The sequence below is a fragment of the Mesorhizobium sp. B283B1A genome (genome assembly GCF_020165735.1).
Taxonomy (GTDB): Bacteria; Pseudomonadota; Alphaproteobacteria; order Rhizobiales; family Rhizobiaceae; genus Mesorhizobium; species Mesorhizobium opportunistum.
Window position 1 is genome coordinate 74,069 of record NZ_JAIUIQ010000017.1, and the last position, 18,166, is coordinate 92,234.

Genomic DNA, 18,166 nt, shown 5'->3' on the forward strand with positions numbered 1-18,166 from the left:
AAGGTTGTTTTCTCAGGATGCTTTTTGTAGCGCCGCTCCGGCATGATCGAGCAGCCGCTGCGCCATATGGGCGCCGACCACCAGATGCGTGCAAAGTCCCCCAGCGATCGCCGCGAGCAGCGGTTCGAACTTGCTGTCCTCCTGCACCACCATCAGCCGTCTGGCGATGGCGCGCAGCGAGGCAAGTTCGGCCGAGATCACCCGGCGGTTATAGCTGCAGTCGAGCACCTTGCCACCGGCGTCGATGATCTGCCCGGCAATGACCCCGGCTGCCCCTTGGCCGCGCAGTTCCGCCATCTCGCCCGATGTCAGGGCACCGCATTTGACCAGATGGCTGTCGGCATCGACCGCGCCGACCGAGTAGAGCGCCAGGTCGCAATCCCTGATTCCCGAGAGCTGCTCACGGATCACCGGTTCGGCCCGCAGCGCGCGCGCCAGCTCTTCCGTCGACAGCACCAGCGGCGCGTAGAAATTGAGGCCCTTGGCGTTGAGCCGCCGCGCGATTTCCATCGTGCACTGGTCGGGCCGGTAGGAATAGGGGGCGCCGAGATTGCCGCAGAGCTGCACCACGGTGACGTCCTGCAGGTCGGCATAGGACATGATGTCGGCGATCGTGTAGACGGTGCGGCCCCAGGCGACACCGATGCGGTCGCCCTTTTTGACCAGTTCGAGAAAGACGCTCGCCGCCAGCACGGCGATGTCGGTCGAGGGGTCCGGGATATGGCCGTTCTCCGGCGCGATCCAGACGGCGTCGAGACCCAGCGCATCCTCGAGCTTGCGCGCCATCACGTCGTCGGTGAACAACTGCGTCGACGTCGAGATGTTGACGATACCGGTCTCGCGCGCCTTGCGCAGGTACATGGCCACCGACGCACGGGAAATGTTAAGCTGGCTCGCAACCTGGTCCTGCCGCAGGCCGTGCGCATAGTAGAGCCAGGCGGCCTTGTGAATGAGCTGTTCTGCCGGTCGGATTGCCATGCCGTCTCCTCGGCTGACATTAGTCACGGCTCTCGACAAAAGTCAAATTGGAGTGTGTGAGGGCGATCGCCTCTCAGCAAGGTTTATCCGGGATCGCCGTTCTACAAAGTCTGCATACCATAGTATTTTCAGCCATTCAGGGGGATGGCCTGACGAGGTCCCTAAGGTTAGAAAGCTCGAAAGGACTGGGGAGGACGGGATGGGCAATCCTTACGAACAGGATCTCGACAAGAATGCGGCCAACCATCAGCCGCTGACGCCGCTCACCTATCTGGAGCGCGCGGCGAAAACCTATCCCGACCACATCGCCATCATCCATGGCCGCCAGCGCATCAGCTATCGCGATTTCTGGCGCCGCTCGCTGAAGCTCGCCTCGGCGCTGCAAAAGCGCGGCATCGGCAAGGGCGATACCGTCACTGTCATGCTGTCGAATACGCCGCCGATGCTGGAGGCGCATTTCGGCGTGCCGATGACCAAGGCGGTGCTGCATTCGCTGAACACGCGCCTCGATGCCGCTGTGATCGCCTTCCAGCTCGACCATGCCGAGACAAAGGTGCTCATCGTCGACCGCGAATTCTCTGGCGTCGTCAGGCAGGCCCTGGAACTGGCCAAGGTCAGGCCGCTGGTCATCGACTACGACGATCCCGACTACGCCGCCGACGCACCCTATGCGAAGGGCGAACGCATCGGCGCGCTCGACTATGAGGATCTTGTCACTGGCGGTGATGGGGATTTCGCCTGGTCGATGCCCGACGACGAATGGGATGCCATCTCGCTCAATTACACGTCCGGAACGACAGGCAACCCCAAAGGTGTCGTCTATCACCATCGCGGTGCCGCCCTGATGGCCTACACCAACACCATCCATGCCGGCATGGCCAAGCACGCCGTCTATCTCTGGACGCTGCCGATGTTCCACTGCAATGGCTGGTGCTTTCCCTGGACGCTGGCCGTGCAGGCCGCCACCCATGTCTGCCTGCGCTGGGTGCGGCCGAAGCCGATCTACGACGCCATCGCCGATCATGGCGTCACGCATCTCTGCGGCGCGCCGGTGGTCATGTCGGTACTGATCAATGCCAGCGACGAGGACAAGCGCACCTTCGCGCAGACCGTCACCTTCAACACCGCGGCCGCGCCGCCACCCGAAGCCGTGCTGTCGGGCATGGCCGATGCCGGCTTTGCCGTCACCCATCTCTACGGCCTGACCGAGACCTACGGCCCGGCGGTCGTCAATGAATGGCACGGCGAATGGGACGGTCTGGCAAAGGGCGAGCGCAGCGCCAAGAAGGCACGGCAGGGCGTGCGCTATGCAGCACTTGAGGGCCTGACCGTCATGGATCCCGAGACGATGCGGATGACGCCCGCCGACGGCGAAACCATTGGCGAGGTCATGTTCCGCGGCAACATCGTCATGAAGGGCTATTTGAAGAACCGCAAGGCGAGCGACGAAGCCTTCGCCGGCGGCTGGTTTCACTCCGGCGATCTCGGCGTCATGTACCCTGACGGCTATATCCAGCTCAAAGACCGCTCCAAGGACATCATCATCTCGGGCGGCGAGAACATTTCCTCGATCGAGGTCGAGGATGCGCTCTACAAGCATCCATCCGTTGCCTCGTGCGGCGTGGTGGCCAAGGCAGACGACAAATGGGGCGAGGTGCCCATCGCCTATGTCGAACTGAAACCGGGCAAGTCGGCGACAGAGGCCGAGATCATCGAGCATTGCCGCGGGCTGCTTGCCCGCTTCAAGGTGCCGAAGGCGGTGATCTTCGCGGAAATCCCCAAGACCTCGACCGGCAAGATCCAGAAATTCCGACTGCGGGAAATGACTAAGATCGCCTGACGTCCAGGCCGGCCTCCTCCAAAAATTATTTCGGGTGCCCGCATCCTTTGGCCGCCTCGTCGCGTCTGTTGGATGTCACCATCTGTCACTATTTTGTACGTGTACGTCGATTTCGTGTTGACACCTCCTTCTTTTCAATTTACGAGTGACGAAAATTGAAATTCATCACTCGTAAATCGACAGAGAGCCATGTCCGAAGCTGCCAACATCACGGCCGATGCCGCCAGACAGGAAAATGTGACGCGCATTCTCGACTGCGCCGAACGCCTGTTCCGGCACTATGGCTACGGCAAGACCAACGTCGCCGACATTGCTCGCGAACTCGGCATGTCGCCGGCCAACATCTATCGTTTCTTCGCCTCCAAGGTTGAAATCCACCAGGCCGTCTGCGGCCGCATGCTCGGCGCCAGCTACAAGATGGCTTACGAGATATGCCATTTGCCGATCAGCGCCGAGGAACGGCTGCGGCGTTATGTGCACGCACAGTACAAGATGACGATGGAAGTCATGCTCGACGACCAGAAGGTGCACGAGATGGTCATCGTCGCCCTCGAGCGCGACTGGGGTGTCATCGACAAGCATGTCGACAGCATCCACGACCTGTTCGCGGAGGTGATCCGCGAGGGCATCGAAGCCGGCGAGTTCGCTAAGCAGGATCCGGTAATCGCGTCGCGCTGCTTCGGCGCCGCCACGGTCATCCTGTGCCATCCGCAGATGGTGGCGCAGTGCCTTGCCAAGACCAACCGGGCGATGCCCGACGACCTTATCGATTACGCGATCAAAGCCTTGAAAAAATAGCCGCCGCCCGCCGGGCGCCGGTGTCGGCCACTCATCTCCAGTCGGAGTTCCAAGATGTCGTTGTCCAGTTCCACCTTTCGCAAGCTGCCAGTTGCCGGCCTGATCGCCGCCACTCTCGGGCTCGCCGGCTGCTCGCAGGAGAAAGCCGAAGTCAAGGATATCATCCGCCCGGTCAAGGTCGTCGAGATCGCGCAGGCGCATGACACCCGCATGCTCTCCTATTCCGGCTCGGTGCGGGCCCGCACCGAGAGCGCCCTGGCTTTCCGGATCAACGGCAAGATCACCGAGCGTCTCGTCGACATCGGTCAGCATGTGGCGCCGGGCGATGTGCTCGCCCGCATCGACCCTTCCGATTACGACCTTTCGGTCAAGAGCGCGCAGGCCGCGCTCGATGCCGCCGAGCGGCAGGTCGAGACCGTCGACCTCGCCCGCAAGCGTGCCCAACAGCTTTTTACCAAGAACTTCGCGCCGAAGTCGCAGCTCGAACAGGCGACACTGACCTATGACCAGGCGGTCGCCACGCGTGACTCCGCCCGCTCGACACTTGACCAGGCCAAGAACCAGGTCGGCTATACCGACCTCAAGGCCGACAGGGAGGGCATCGTCACATCGGTCAACGCCGATGTCGGCCAGGTGGTTGGTTCCGGCACGCCCGTCGTCACCGTCGCCGTCGACGGCGAGAAGGAAGTGCTGATTGCGGTGCCGGAAATGGAAATCGCCGAATTCAAGCCGGGCAAACCAGTCAAGGCCGGTTTCTGGTCCGACAATACGCTGGCGCTCGAGGGCAAGGTCCGCGAAGTCGCCGGCAGCGCCGACCCGCAGTCGCGTACCTTTGCCGTCCGCGTCAGCCTGCCCAACGACCCGCGCGTGCTTCTCGGCATGACCGCCAACATCGAGGCGTCAGCGGCCAACGAAAAGCAGCTCGTCTCTATCCCGCTGAGCGCGCTGGCGCAGAAGGACAGCCAGTCGATCGTCTGGACCGTCGATCGTGGCGCCGACACCGTGCATGCCCGCTCGATCAAGGTCGCCGAGTTCGCCGCCGATGGCGTGCGCGTGGCGGAGGGACTGAAGTCTGGCGACGTCGTCGTTGCCGCCGGCACGCAGTTCATGACCGAGAACCTGAAGGTGAAACTTGCCGGCGGGGTGGCGCAGCAGTCCGCCTCCGCCGACGGTGATGACGCCAGCCGGCTGCGCTGACGACAGACAGATCGGCCGCGCGTTCCGCGGCCACAGGTTTCCGGGCGGCGTGCGCCCGAAGGTCGAGACGTCTAGGCCGATGTACCCCCGCATCGACCTTCGCGTCCCACCGCGATGAGTGTCTCTCCGCTCGGAAAGCCTCGCCGCCCGGAAGCCATTATCGAACGCAGATGATTTCGTTCCGTGTGCCGCGCTTTCGCGGCACCAGGCGCCAACCAAGCAAAGTGGACCAGCACCGATGACGACCTCCACTGAAGAAAAGCGGCCCTTCAACCTTTCGCGCTGGGCCATCGGCCATCCCTCGATCGCGCGGTTCCTGTTCGGCCTGATCATCATCGCCGGCGGGCTCGGCCTGATGCGCATGGGACAGAAGGAAGATCCCGACTTCACTTTCCGCGTCATGGTCGTCCAGGCGATCTGGCCGGGCTCCTCGATCCAGGAGATGGAAGACCAGGTCGTCAACAAGATCGAGCGTAAGCTGCAGGAAACGCCGCATCTCGATTTCGTCCGCTCCTTCACCCGCGCCGGCAGCGCCATCATCACGGTGCAGATCAAGGGCGACACCAATACCGCCGAGGTGACGGACGCCTTTTATCAGGTGCGCAAGAAGGTCGGCGACATATCGGGTGACCTTCCGCAGGGACTGCTTGGCCCGTATTTCAACGACGAGTTCGGTGACACCTTCATCACGCTGCATTCGATCAGCGGCGACGGGTTCTCCTATCCCGAGCTGAAGAAATTCGCCATCCAGGCCCGTGACATGCTTTTGACGACGCCCGGCGTCGAGAAGGCCGTCATCATCGGCGATCAGCCCGAAAAGCTCTACATCGACGTCTCGTCCAAGGCGCTGGCCGAACGCGGCCTGACGCTGACCGACCTGCAGAACGCGATCAAGGGCCAGAACAATGTCGATCCGGCCGGTTCCGTCGACACCGGCGTCAATTCGGTGCGAATCTCGGTCGAAGGCGACGTCACCAAGGCCGCCGACATCCGCGAATTGCGCCTGCGGGCCGGTGGCCAGGTCACCCGGCTCGGCGACATCGCCAGCGTCACCTCGGGCCTGCAGGATCCGTACCAGCGCAAGTATCGCTTCAACGGTCACGACAGCGTGCAGCTTGGCGTCGTCATGGCCAAGGGCTTCAAGGTCACCGATGTCGGCAAGGACGTCGAGGCAACCTACAAGCGCTTCGAGGAGGCGCTGCCCTATGGCGTCTCGGTCGACCAGATTTCCGACCAGCCGGGCGTCGTCACGGATGCGGTCAGCGAGTTCATGCATGCGCTTGGCGAAGCGCTGCTGATCGTGCTTGTCGTCTCGTTCCTGTCGATCGGCTGGCGCTCGGGGCTGGTCATCGCGATTGCCATTCCGCTGGTTCTGGCCGCGACCTTCGCCATCATGTACGAGCTTGGCATCGACCTGCAGCGCATCTCCCTCGGCGCCCTGATCATTGCACTCGGCCTGCTGGTCGACGACGCCATGATCGTCGTCGAGATGATGGAGCGAAAGCTGGAGGAGGGGCTGGTCAAGATCGAGGCGGCGAGCTTCGCCTATTCATCGACCGCATTCCCGATGCTGACCGGCACGCTGATCACCACCGCCGGCTTCATCCCGGTCGGTTTCGCTGCCTCCACTGCCGGCGAATATGTGCGCACCTTGTTCTATGTCGTCGGCATCGCATTGGTCGTGTCGTGGTTCGTCGCGGTCTATTTCACGCCGTGGCTCGGCTATATGATCCTCAAGCAGCGCCAGCATGCCGGCAGCCATCACGATGCCTTCGACACGCGCTTCTACCGCCGGCTTCGCTCGACCGTCGGCTGGGCGGTGCGCCATCGCATCATCGTGCTTGTCATGACGCTGGTGACTTTCGGCACCAGCCTGTGGGCATTCCAGTTCATTCCGCAAAATTTCTTCCCGCAATCGTCGCGGCCGGAAATCCTCGTCGACCTGTGGTTGCCGGAAGGCACCAGCATCAAGGAGGTCGAGACGCAGGCCAAGGCGCTCGAGGCCAAGATGATGGACGACAAGGACAAGCGCTTCATCGCCACCTATATCGGCGAGGGCGCCCCGCGCTTCTTCCTGCCGCTCGACCAGCAGCTCAGCAATCCGAACTTCGCCCAGATGCTGGTGATGGCCAATGACGAACCGGCGCGCGAGCGGCTGATCGTCAAGCTCCGCACGGTCCTGGCCCAGGACTTCCCCTCGGTCCGCGCCAAGGTCGACCGCCTGTTCCTCGGGCCGCCGACCGGTTGGCCGGTGCAGATGCGCGTCATGGGTCCGGATCGGCAGGAGGTGCGCCGCATCGCCGACCAGGTGAAGGCGAAATTCCAGGAGAACCCGCTGCTCGGCGCTGTTCATGACGATTGGCTCGAGCCTGTGCCGGCCATGAAGCTGGTCATCGACCAGGATCGCGCCCGTGCGCTCGGCGTCACCTCGCAGCGCATCCGCCAGATGCTGCAGGCATCGATGTCCGGCGCGCCGCTCGACGATTTCCGTGACGGCGAGGAGACGGTGTCCATCGTCGCCCGCGAGCCGGACGCCAGCCGCAGCCTGCTGTCCTCGGTCGATTCGGTCTACATTCCGACCGACTTCGGCGGCTTCGTGCCGCTGTCGCAGGTGGCCAAGGTGGTGCCGGTGCTTGAGCAAGGCATCGAATGGCGCCGCGACCGCCTGCCGACCATCAGCGTGCGCGCCACGTTGCCCGACGGCGTGCAGTCCAACGACGTCGTCACCAAGATGTACAATGACATGAAGGATCTGCGTGCGGGTCTGGCGCCCGGCTACAAGATCGAAATCCAGGGCGGTGCGGAGGATTCGGCGGAAAGCCAGGCTTCCATCGCCGCCAAGGCGCCGATCATGCTGGCCGTTATCGTCGTGCTGTTGATGATCCAGCTGCAGAACTTCGGCAAGGCGATGCTGGTGCTGGCCACCGGTCCGCTCGGCATCATCGGCGCTGCCGCGGCATTGCTGATCAGTGGCGCGCCGTTTGGCTTCGTCGCCATCCTGGGCGTCATCGCGCTGCTCGGCATCATCATGCGCAACTCGATCATCCTGGTCGACCAGATCGACCAGGACATCGCGAGAGGCATGGAACGCTCGGAGGCGATCATCGGCTCGGCCGTGCGCCGCTTCCGGCCGATCGTGCTGACGGCGATGACGGCGGTGCTGGCGCTGATCCCGATCTCGCGTGGCGTGTTCTGGGGCCCGCTCGCCTACGCCATGATGGGCGGCATCCTTGTTGCCACCGTGCTGACCATCCTGGTGCTGCCCGCGGGCTACGCCCTGTTCTTCGGCCGCGAGCCCAAGAAGCGTGACGTCGACGCCGCCGAAGCAGCCGTGACGGAACAGCCGGAGAGGCCGCAACTCGCGCTGGCGGCCGAATAGAGCGGCTCCGGGTCATCCGTCTCGCCAGCGGTCGATGGCGGGTGACCCCGACGTGGCGAATGGGTCCGCCGGGCCGATCAAAAATGCTCTCCGGCGAGAGTTTCGCAAAACAGAATTCCTTCCCAGGGCCTTGAAGCGGTCCCATCCTGAGCGACACCGGAGCGGCAACGCTCCTCATCATCAGGATGTCTTCCCATGACGGAAAAACGGCAATTGCGGCTCGGCGCCTTCATGCGCCCTGTCAGTCTGCACACCGGCGCCTGGCGCTATCCGGGCGCCTATCCCGACGCCAATTTCAACTTCGCGCATCTGAAGCGCTTCGCGCAGACGCTGGAGGCGGCGAAGTTCGACGCCTTCTTCATGGCCGACCATCTGGCCGTGCTCAACATGCCGATAGAAGCGCTGCGGCGCAGCCACACGGTGACCTCGTTCGAACCGTTCACGCTGCTGTCGGCACTGGCCGCCGTCACAGATCACATCGGTCTCATCGCCACCGCGTCGACGACCTTCGACGCGCCCTATCACATCGCCCGCCGCTTCGCGTCGCTGGACCACATCAGCGGTGGGCGCGCCGGCTGGAACATCGTCACCACGTCCAACCCCGATGCGGCGCTGAATTTCGGGCTGGACGACCATGTCGAGCATGACGAGCGCTATCATCGGGCGCGGGAATTCTACGATGTCGTGACCGGCCTGTGGGACAGTTTTGCCGACGACGCTTTCATCCGCGACGCCGAAAGCGGGCTCTATTTCGATCCGGCGCGGCTGCATGTGCTGGATCACAAGGGCGAACATCTTTCGGTGCGGGGTCCGCTCAACATAGCCCGCCCGGTGCAAGGCTGGCCGGTCATCGTGCAGGCCGGCGCGTCGGAAGCGGGGCGGCAGCTGGCCGCCGAGACGGCCGAGGTGATCTTCGCCGCGCATGGTGATCTCCCCTCGGGGCAGCGCTTCTTTGCCGATGTCAAAAGCCGGGCGGAAAAACTCGGCCGCTCGCGCGACGACATCAAGATCCTGCCCGGCGCCTTCGTCGTCGTTGGCGACAGCGTCGAGGAAGCGCGGGACAAGCGCGCCAAACTTGACAGTCTGGTCTACTACGAGAGCGGCATCGCCTCGCTGTCGATCGCTCTCGGGCATGATGCATCCGGCTTCGATCCCGATGCGGCCTTGCCCGAAATTCCCGAGACCAACGCGAGCAGAAGCGGTCGCGAGCGTGTCATTGAACTGGCACGCACGGAAAACCTGACCGTGCGCCAGCTAGCCCAAAGACTGGGTGGCTATTCCGGCCTCGCTTTCGTCGGCACGCCGCAAACCATTGCCGATGAGATGGAGGAATGGCTGGTCGCCGAGGGGTCGGACGGCTTCAACATCATGTTCCCCTATCTGCCCGCCGGGCTCGACGATTTCGCCAAGAAGGTGGTGCCCGAGTTGCAGCGGCGCGGCATTTTCAGGCGCCAGTATGAGGGTTCGACGCTGCGCGAGAATCTCGGCCTGATGCGGCCGCCAAACCAGTTTTTCGGAGGCTCGGAAGCGGCCATTCGCAAGGCCGGCTGATGTCTCGGCGCAAGGAAAAACGGGCGCGCCGAAGCGTGCCCGTTTTTATCGGTTGGCGATGTCAGATAACAAAGTACCAGTTGGCGAGAAGCATCACCGCCACGCCTGCGACCAGCGTCAGATAGGGCAGCATGCCTGCCTTCTTCACCGAGAGGTCGGCGCCCGTCATGCCGAGATCGGCCAGCATGTGGTCGGGAAACTTGCCTCCGTCCTGGATGTAGTGGCGGAAGCAGAACACCGGGATGATCAAGGCCGCGGTAATCAGGCCGGCCCACAATGCCATCGGGTTCCACACCTTGGCGCCGGCGCCCATGAAGATCGCGTTGACGTAGGCGAAGATGGCTCCGATCCCCAGCAGCCAGCTCGGCGCCTTCCAGGGGCGCGCGATATGGCCGTTATCGATGCGGTGGATCCAGCCGGCATTGAGGTTGAGGAAGTTGAAGATGATGTAGCCGCAATTCGACACGGCGAGGATGAAGAAGAAGCTCGTCGCGTCGGCGGAGGCAATCGCCAGCACGATCAGGTTGAAGACGAGATCGGTCCACATGGCTCGCGTCGGCGCGCCGTGTTCGTTGACGTGGCTGAGGTAGCGCGGCAGCCAGCCATCGACCGAGCCCTGGTAGAGCGTGCGCGAGGAGCCAGCCATCGCCGTCATGATGCACAGCACCAGCGCCAGGATCATCAGCATCACCAGCAGGCTGTGGATCAGCGCGCCCCCACCGACCATGCCGGCCAGCGCGTCGGCCACGCCGGAGCCGTCGACGATCGGCGTTGCCAGCATGCCGTTCAGGCCGAGTACGCCCTGGAAGGTGAAGGGCACGAGGATGAACAAGAGCATGCAGAGCAGGCCGGAATAGAAGATCGCCTTGAACGTGTCGGTGCCCGGGTTCTTGAACTCGGAGGTGTAGCAGACGGCGGTCTCGAAGCCGTAGGTCGACCAGGCGGCGATGAACATGCCGCCCAGCACCAGCGTCCAGCCGGCGATATTCCACGCGCCGGGCTCGGGCGCGTAGGCGGCGGCCAGCGGCACCAGCGGCGAGAAGTTGGCCCAGTTGATCTGCCCGGTGACGATCGGCACGACGCCGACGATCAGCATCGGAATGATGACCAGCAGGCCGATATATTTCTGCACGTTGGCCGTGCCGAGGATGCCGCGATGCTGGATCGAGAAGATGATCAGCATCAGCACAGCGCCGATGAAGAAGGTCGCATTGAAGGTGAAGGAGACCGGACCCAGCGTGTGGCTGTACAGTGTCCAGTTGCGGATAGCCGGTGTCGCGGCCGCGGTCACCGCGGTGATGGCGTCGGCGGGTGCCGTTCCGGCATGGGCCGCGATATAGGCGACGACTTCCGCCGAGGTCTCGGTGAACAGCGGCACCGGCGCCAGTGCGTTGAGGATATAGGCGGCGGCGATCGAGCAGCCGAGCGACAGCACCGGCGACCAGGCGAACCAGTTGCACCATACCGACAGCGGCGCGATGAACTTGGAATAGCGCAGCCAGGCCGTGGCGCCGTAGATCGAGGCGCCGCCCGACTTGTTCGGGAACAGGCCGGCGATCTCGGCATAGGTGAAGGATTGCAGGAAGCCCATGATCATGGACACCGTCCAGATCAGGAAGGCCAGCGTCCCGGTCGTGCCGGCGATGCCGCCGATCGAAAACAGGACCAGCGCCGGAACGCCGCTCGCCACCCAGAAGGCGCCGCGCCAGTCGATATGCCTGAGCAGCTTGCTTTCGGCAGGCTGGTCCAGGACCGTGCTTATCGTGCTCATGTCAGTGACTTCCCCTTTTTGTAAGTGTTCCCCGCCGGCGATGCCTCGGCTCTGCGAAGCTTGCTCCCGGCACAATGATCGCACGACTGCGGTGTTTCCACTCAGTCGCATTTTTTTCTTAAGAGTGAAGATTGATCCGGCGCGCTTTCAGGTCAAGCGTTTTGTGAAGCCATGCACATCACGCTTGCGAAACAGGCTCTTGCCTTCTCCCACAAGGGGGGAAGGCAAGGGTTGCAATGCTCAGGAGCGTGGTCTGGTCTTCTGCGGATCGTAATGGGCGAAGGCAACGACATGTGCCGGCAGCCTCTTGGCATGACCGTCGAGCTTGCCGATCTCGACCTCCGTACCGATGGCGGCGTGGGTGACGTCGAGCCGCGCCAGCGCGATGTTCTTGTTCAGCACCGGCGAACGCATGCTCGATGTGACGACGCCGATCTGGGCGCGTCCGACATGGACGCAGTCGCCATGGCCGACCGCGACATTGCTGTCGATTTCGAGCCCGACCAGTTTGTTCTGCGGGTTTTCCTTGCGCCGGATCAGCGCCTCGCGGCCGATGAAGTCGTCGGTCTTGGTCTTCAGCGGCACGGTAAAGCCGATGCCCGCCTCGAAGGGGTCTGTCTGGTCCGAGAATTCGTAGCCGGCGAAGATCAGCCCGGCCTCGATGCGCACCATGTCAAGCGCCTGCAGCCCCATCGGTTTCAGCCCATGGGGCTGGCCGGCTTCCCAGATGGCGTCGAACACTTTCTCGGCGTCGCGCGGATGGCACCAGATCTCGTAGCCGAGCTCGCCGGTATAGCCGGTGCGCGAGACGACGACCGGAATGCCGTTGCCGCCGCCGATGCGGGCGACGGCGAAGCGGAACCATTCCAGTTCGTCGATCGACGGTTGCAGCGGCGAGGTCCAGATCACCTCGCGAAGGATGTCGCGGCTCTTCGGCCCTTGCACGGCGACATTGTGCATCTGGTCTGTCGACGAGCGCACCAGCACGTTGAGGCCGAGTTTTTTCGCCGTCTCGCGCAGCCATTCGCCGGACAGATCATCGCCCCCGACCCAGCGGAAATTGTCCTTGCCGAGCCTGAGCAGCGTGCCGTCGTCGATCATGCCGCCATGCTCGTAGCACATCGCCGAATAGACGACCTGGCCGACGCCGAGTTTCTTGACGTCGCGGGTCAGCGTGTATTGCAGCAGCGCTTCGGAGTCCGGGCCGGTGACCTCGAACTTGCGCAACGGTGACAGGTCCATGATCACCGCGTCCTGGCGGCAGGCCCAGTATTCGGCGATCGGCCCTTCCTTGGCGAAGGAATTGGCCAGCCAATAGCCCCTGTATTCGGCGAAGTCGCGGGTGTGCTTGGCAAAGCTCGAATGAAAGGCGGTCTCGCGGGTCATTTTGGGTTCCGAATCGGGCGTCATGCGTCTGGCGATCGCTCGCGAGAATTTGTGCTGGCCGGAATAGGTCCGCACGTGGATGTCGGTCGGGTCCCAGCCATTGGCCGGCGTCGTATCGTCAGGGCAGGCGGAGGAGACGCAGACGATGTCGGTCAACGCCCTGAGCAGGACATAATCGCCGGGCCGCGACCATGGCTCGTCGGACACCATGACGCCATGCGCGTCGATCGCCGTGTTGAAGAAGAAGTTGATAGCCATCCAGCCCGCGCGGGGATTGACGCCCTTGTCGGCCAGCGCGCGGTTGAAATTCTCGGAGCAATTGGTGTGCCCGGGGTAGCCGATATCGTCGTAATATTTGGCCGCGCAGGCGAGCGCGAAGGCGTCGTGCCGGCCACAGGTGTCCTGGACCACCTCGACAAGCGGTTCCATGTCCTGGTCGTAGTATTTCGAATGCAGACCGGGCATCGGATAGCTCGCGCCCATCAGCGTGCGGGTCGTCGTCACGTCGAGCGGATGGTCGAGACCCTTGTCCAGCTTGCGCGCCGAAAAGCACTGGAAGTCGGTGCACTGGCGCCCGTCGACATCGATGATCTGCAGATAGTCGCCGGCCTTGACGAAGTAGGATTCCGCCGTAGCCGAATGGACGCGAAGGTCAAGCACAGGCTCCGCGAGCGGATCGGCAAGCTGTGATCGGGCTGCGGGGCGGATGGTGGCGCGACGCACGATGACGGTGAGAGGTGTTGCCGTGTCGTGGCCATCGACCAGCATCGGCCCCCCGGGCGCGGCAATCAGCAACGCACCATCGCGGGCGACGGTAAAACCCTGCTCCGTACCTGCGGGTGTCGCGCCGCTGAACACGCGCACCGCCCTGACCTGATCGAGCTGCACATGGCGTCGCTCGAGTCCGCGACGCACTGAAGCGAGGCTGTCATCGCCCTCGGCCAGCAGCGCCTTGATGCCGGCGGCATTGCTGTTGGATTTCTCACCGAGGATGCCGGGATCGGTCGCACCGGTGCTGTCCCACGCCAGCAGTTCGCAAGCCTGGCCGCCTTCGACGTTGCGCACGCTGATCGTGTCGCCGGCCTTGATGTCGACAAGCACCGCGCCGTTGCCCTGGATCGTATAACGCTCCATGCCCGGCGGCAGCGCGATCTGCCCCGGCCTCAGGATGAGGCTGGGCCTGGGCGGTCCGGCGGCGACGGCGGGGTAGGGCGACTGGCTCATCTCAGCCTTGCGGTTCGAGAAACAAGTTTGCCTGTGTGTGAAATTATTTTAGCTGCAAGAATAGCAGGGGCGTCACGTTTGGCAAGGCGGAGCTGACGTAAAGCTCCCCCTTCTCCCCCTGCGGGAGAAGGTGTCGCCGAAGGCGACGGATGAGGGGTGTTCCAGCGGAGTGAGGCGTTGGCGTTCCCTGGAGCACCCCTCATCCGTCTCGGCGCTATGGCGCCGATCCACCTTCTCCCACAGGGGGAGAAGGAAGAGCCGCTCACAAACGCTACACCAGTTCCTCTGAATGTTTGATCGCCACGCCATATTCCGCAGCAGCGTCCAGCATCGTGTGCCAAAGGCTCTCGGCAAACGTCGCGAACACCAGAACGTTGAACACTGCCAGCCCGTCCGCCCGGTCTGCGCCGCGCCAGAGCGTGACGCTGGTGTGGTCCATCGAGGTCGCGGCTGCCGCGCCAACCGGGAACGCGGTTGGGTGCAAATCGATCGATGACAGTTTCGCCAGCATAGTGCGCACCTTGTCCCCGGAAATGTTGATCAAGACCCGTGCATGCGATTGGTCCGACAGCGAGGCGGAGCCGGAGAATGCCGGCGCCAGCATCTGCGTCGTGTGCTTGCCACCCTTCGACAGCACGAAAAACTGATCCGGTCCTGACCAGATCAGCGTGGCGTCGGGGGTCTGCACCGCCTTCGGTGTTTCCGGCGCCGCAATGCCGAAATGGGCTTTCGCGGCTAAGGCCAGCTCCGCCGCCTTGCCGCGCCGTGCCATCACCTGGACCAGGTCGAAATTGCGAATCTCGGTCAGCGAAACACCGGCATCACCTTGCGCATCATGCGCACCTGACACGAGCGCATGCTCCAGCGGACTGCGGACTTCCCAGGAAAACTCAACCACGCTGGCGCCCTCCATCCGGATCGTAGAAGACGGGATTGCAGAGCTCGACATCATAGTCCTCGCCGCGCAGCGGATCATGCGCATGGACGATCTCGCCGATGCGCTCGCGGCCGCGTTCGACCAGGCCGAGCCCTATCCACTGGTCCAGTGTCGGCGAGAAACAGACCGAGGTGACATAGCCTTGGTCGTTGTCCGGTCCGGGCGTCTGCCCCTTCGGGATGATATGCGCGCCGGAGCGCAGCCGGCGTGCCTTGTCGGCCGGCTTGATGCCGACCACGACCTGCCGGTCCGGCGCCACCAGCGCCTCGCGGCCAGCCATTACCCGGCCGATGAAATCCTTCTTGGTCGACATCATCTTGCCGAGGCCAAGATCGGCCGCGGTCGTCGTGCCGCTCAATTCCGGTCCGGCGACATGGCCCTTTTCGACACGCATCACGCCAAGCGCTTCGGTGCCATACGGCGTCACGCCAAACGGCTTTCCGGCCAGCATCAGATTGCGCGCCATGGCCTCTCCAAAGCGCGCCGGCACCGAGATCTCGAACGCCATCTCGCCCGAGAACGAAATGCGGAACAGCCGCGCCTTGATGCCGCCGCGCAAGCGGACTTCGCGTGCGCCCATGAACGGAAAACCTTCGTTGGAAAGGTCTTCGGCGGGGTCGACGATTTCCCTGAGCAGGTCTCGCGTCTTCGGTCCGGCAATCGAGAATTGCGCCCATTGATCGGACACCGATGTCAACTGGACGTCGAGTTCGGGAAACAGCACCTGCCGGCAGAATTCGAGATGCTGCATCACCAGCCCGGCCTTGGCCGTGGTTGTGGTGAGGAAATAGTGGTCCTCAGCCAGCCGCGAAGTCGTGCCGTCGTCATAGACGATGCCGTCCTCGCGCAGCATCAGTCCGTAGCGCGCCTTGCCGACTGCGAGGTTGGAGAAAGTGTTGATGTAGACGCGGTCGAGGAAGGCGCCGGCATCCGGGCCATGGACGTCGATCTTGCCGAGCGTCGAGACATCGCAGAAGCCGACGCCCGAGCGCACTGCCTTGACCTCGCGCGTCACGGATTCCAGCCAGTCCTTCTCGCCGGCGCGAGGGTACCATTGCGCGCGCTTCCAGAGGCCGGTGTCGACGAAGATGGCGCCCTGTTCGGCGGCCCAGTGATGCGACGGCGTCAGCCGCGTCGCGTGGAACGTTTCGTCGCGGTGATGGCCGGCGAAGGCGCCGATGGCGACGGGCACGTAAGGCGGCCTGTAGATCGTCGTGCCGGTCTCCGGAATGGAGCGGCCGCTCACCGCCGCCATGATGGCGAGGCCCGCGACGTTGGAGGTCTTGCCTTGGTCGGTCGCCATGCCAAGCGTCGTGTAGCGCTTCAGATGCTCGACCGATTCGAAACCCTCGCGCTGGGCGAGTTCGATGTCGGAGGCAGTGACATCGTGCTGCTGGTCGACGAACGCCTTGCCCTTGCCGCTGACGTGCCAGAGCGGCGTCAGCGAGAAAGCCTCGTCGTCGGCGATCGGCGCCGAGCCTGGCTTGCCGCTGCGCCCTGCGTCGAGCGCGGCTGTTGCACCAGCGGCGAACCCTTCGGTCAGGCAGGCCCCCAGCCCGAAGGCGCCGGAAGCCGCCCCGGCGGCGACCATGCCGGGAGGCGCGCCATCGGGTACGAAGGCAGCAATGTCGTCGCGCCATTTCGGCCGGCCGCGATGATAGGAGGTCAGCCCGACCGCCGGGTTCCAGCCACCAGAAACGGCGAGCCCGCCCGCCTCGACCTCAGCGCGCGCGCCGCCGGTCAGCGATACCATGATTTTCCGCACGCCATCCTTGCCGCCGTCGACGCCACTGACAGCGCCATGCAGCACCGGGAAGCCGCCCTTGGACGCCAACGAACGATGGGCTGGAGATACATCTGGCCGTGCGTCGATCACCGCCGCGATCTGCAGTCCGGTGCCGAGGGCCGTCTCGACCGTGCGCCAGCCATCCTCATTGTTGGTGAACAGCGCGATGCGCTTTGCCGGTGCTGCCGCGTAGCGCGTGACATAGGTCCGCACCGCGGAAGCCATTATCACGCCAGGCGTATCGTTGCCGGCAAAGACGATCGGCCGTTCGATGGCGCCGGCCGCGACAACACAGCGTTTGGCCACGATCCGCCACAAGCGCTGGCGCACCTCATGCTCCGGCGGGGAGGGCAGATGATCGTTGACCCGCTCGATCGCGCCATAGGTGCCGCCATCATAGACGCCGAACAGTGTCGTGCGGGTCATGATGCGGACGTCGGGCATGTCGGTCAGTTCGGCCAAGGTGCGCGACAGCCACTCGGCCGCCGGTACGCCATCGATCATGCCGCCATCCGACAGCAGGCGGCCGCCGGGGACAAAATCTTCTTCGCACAGGATGACGCGGGCACCAGCGCGGCCGGCAGCCAGTGCCGCCGCCAGGCCGGTCGGGCCGGAACCGGCGATCAGCACGTCGCAATGCGCCCAGGTCTTGTCGTAGTGGTCGGGATCGGCAATGCCGGCTGCGCGTCCGAGGCCGGCGGCGCGGCGGATCGCTGGCTCGTAGATCGCTTCCCAGAACTTGGCCGGCCACATGAAGGTCTTGTAGTAGAAGCCGGCGACGAAGATCGGCGCGAACAATTGGTTCACCGACATCACATCGTGGCGCAGCGATGGCCAACGGTTCTGGCTGGCGGCGTCGAGCCCTTCATAGAGCTCGGCCGTCGTTGCCTTGGTGTTCGGCTCGCGGCGTGCGCCGGTGCGCAGTTCGACCAGAGCATTTGGCTCTTCCGAGCCCGCAGTCAGGATGCCCCGCGGACGATGGTATTTGAACGAGCGGCCGACCAGCTTGACGCCATTGGCGATCAGCGCCGACGCCAGCGTGTCGCCCTGGAAGCCGGAAAAGCTCTTGCCGTCGAAGCGGAAATGCAGCGACGCCGAGCGGTCGATGAGGCCGCCGGATGCGAGACGATGGGCTTGGCTGGAGCTCACGATTGCCGGCCTTCCGTGAGTTCGATGAAATGCGAGAGGGTTGCGCTGCCCCTCATCGCCCTGCCGGGCACTTCTCCCCGTATAGTGACGGGGAGAAGGACGCTCTCGTCCATGATTTCGCCAATCATCAATGTTGCAGAAAGGGCGGCGGCGCTGCGGCCAGCGTCCCT

At 63.9% G+C, this 18,166-nt stretch carries 10 protein-coding genes; 5 read left to right on the forward strand and 5 right to left on the reverse strand.

Features of this window, described 5'->3' with window-relative positions; translation table 11 throughout:
- Positions 1-12: 12 nt before the first annotated feature.
- Entirely contained in the window at positions 13-978 is a 966-nt protein-coding gene (locus LB577_RS16645; RefSeq protein ID WP_224687519.1) for a sugar-binding transcriptional regulator, read from the reverse strand.
- 199 nt (positions 979-1,177) lie between these two features.
- Between LB577_RS16645 and LB577_RS16650 the strand changes: the two genes are divergently transcribed.
- The 5 genes from LB577_RS16650 (at position 1,178) to LB577_RS16670 (ending at position 9,743) form a co-directional block, all read left to right on the forward strand.
- The gene (locus LB577_RS16650) at positions 1,178-2,818 is read left to right on the forward strand and encodes an acyl-CoA synthetase (RefSeq protein ID WP_224687520.1); all 1,641 of its coding nucleotides are present in this window, start codon (positions 1,178-1,180) and stop codon (positions 2,816-2,818) included.
- A 189-nt stretch (positions 2,819-3,007) separates the two neighbouring features.
- A complete protein-coding gene (locus LB577_RS16655) occupies positions 3,008-3,616 on the forward strand; it encodes a TetR family transcriptional regulator (RefSeq protein ID WP_023764617.1) in 609 nt (202 codons plus the stop codon).
- Between the two features lie 54 nt (positions 3,617-3,670).
- Positions 3,671-4,813, forward strand: a complete 1,143-nt coding sequence (locus LB577_RS16660; protein ID WP_224687521.1) for an efflux RND transporter periplasmic adaptor subunit — start codon at positions 3,671-3,673, stop codon at positions 4,811-4,813.
- 238 nt (positions 4,814-5,051) lie between these two features.
- Entirely contained in the window at positions 5,052-8,192 is a 3,141-nt protein-coding gene (locus LB577_RS16665) for an efflux RND transporter permease subunit (protein ID WP_224687522.1), read from the forward strand.
- Positions 8,193-8,387: 195 nt separating this feature from the next.
- Complete coding sequence (locus tag LB577_RS16670; protein WP_224687523.1) at positions 8,388-9,743, forward strand: LLM class flavin-dependent oxidoreductase; 1,356 nt, start codon at positions 8,388-8,390, stop codon at positions 9,741-9,743.
- A gap of 61 nt (positions 9,744-9,804) precedes the next feature.
- Here LB577_RS16670 and LB577_RS16675 read toward each other — a convergent pair whose 3' ends face one another.
- From LB577_RS16675 to LB577_RS16690, 4 genes are all read right to left on the reverse strand, one after another.
- Positions 9,805-11,514 (reverse strand): APC family permease, encoded by a 1,710-nt coding sequence (locus LB577_RS16675; protein ID WP_224687524.1) that lies wholly within the window; start codon positions 11,512-11,514, stop codon positions 9,805-9,807.
- 240 nt (positions 11,515-11,754) lie between these two features.
- Positions 11,755-14,124, reverse strand: a complete 2,370-nt coding sequence (locus LB577_RS16680; RefSeq protein WP_224687525.1) for a DUF1989 domain-containing protein — start codon at positions 14,122-14,124, stop codon at positions 11,755-11,757.
- A 271-nt stretch (positions 14,125-14,395) separates the two neighbouring features.
- A complete protein-coding gene (locus LB577_RS16685; RefSeq protein ID WP_224687526.1) occupies positions 14,396-15,037 on the reverse strand; it encodes a sarcosine oxidase subunit gamma in 642 nt (213 codons plus the stop codon).
- Positions 15,015-17,996: a sarcosine oxidase subunit alpha gene (locus tag LB577_RS16690; RefSeq protein WP_224687527.1), complete on the reverse strand. Its 2,982-nt coding sequence runs from the start codon at positions 17,994-17,996 to the stop codon at positions 15,015-15,017. Before LB577_RS16690 ends, LB577_RS16685 begins: the two co-directional genes overlap by 23 nt.
- Between the last annotated feature and the right edge of the window lie 170 nt (positions 17,997-18,166).

Excerpts from the sequence above, each read along its gene's own strand:
- LB577_RS16645 (WP_224687519.1), bottom strand. The coding sequence starts at position 978 with ATGGCAATCCGACCGGCAGAACAGCTCATTCACAAGGCCGCCTGGCTC.
- LB577_RS16650 (WP_224687520.1), top strand. The coding sequence starts at position 1,178 with ATGGGCAATCCTTACGAACAGGATCTCGACAAGAATGCGGCCAACCAT.
- LB577_RS16655 (WP_023764617.1), top strand. The coding sequence starts at position 3,008 with ATGTCCGAAGCTGCCAACATCACGGCCGATGCCGCCAGACAGGAAAAT.
- LB577_RS16660 (WP_224687521.1), top strand. The coding sequence starts at position 3,671 with ATGTCGTTGTCCAGTTCCACCTTTCGCAAGCTGCCAGTTGCCGGCCTG.
- LB577_RS16665 (WP_224687522.1), top strand. The coding sequence starts at position 5,052 with ATGACGACCTCCACTGAAGAAAAGCGGCCCTTCAACCTTTCGCGCTGG.
- LB577_RS16670 (WP_224687523.1), top strand. The coding sequence starts at position 8,388 with ATGACGGAAAAACGGCAATTGCGGCTCGGCGCCTTCATGCGCCCTGTC.
- LB577_RS16675 (WP_224687524.1), bottom strand. The coding sequence starts at position 11,514 with ATGAGCACGATAAGCACGGTCCTGGACCAGCCTGCCGAAAGCAAGCTG.
- LB577_RS16680 (WP_224687525.1), bottom strand. The coding sequence starts at position 14,124 with ATGAGCCAGTCGCCCTACCCCGCCGTCGCCGCCGGACCGCCCAGGCCC.
- LB577_RS16685 (WP_224687526.1), bottom strand. The coding sequence starts at position 15,037 with ATGGAGGGCGCCAGCGTGGTTGAGTTTTCCTGGGAAGTCCGCAGTCCG.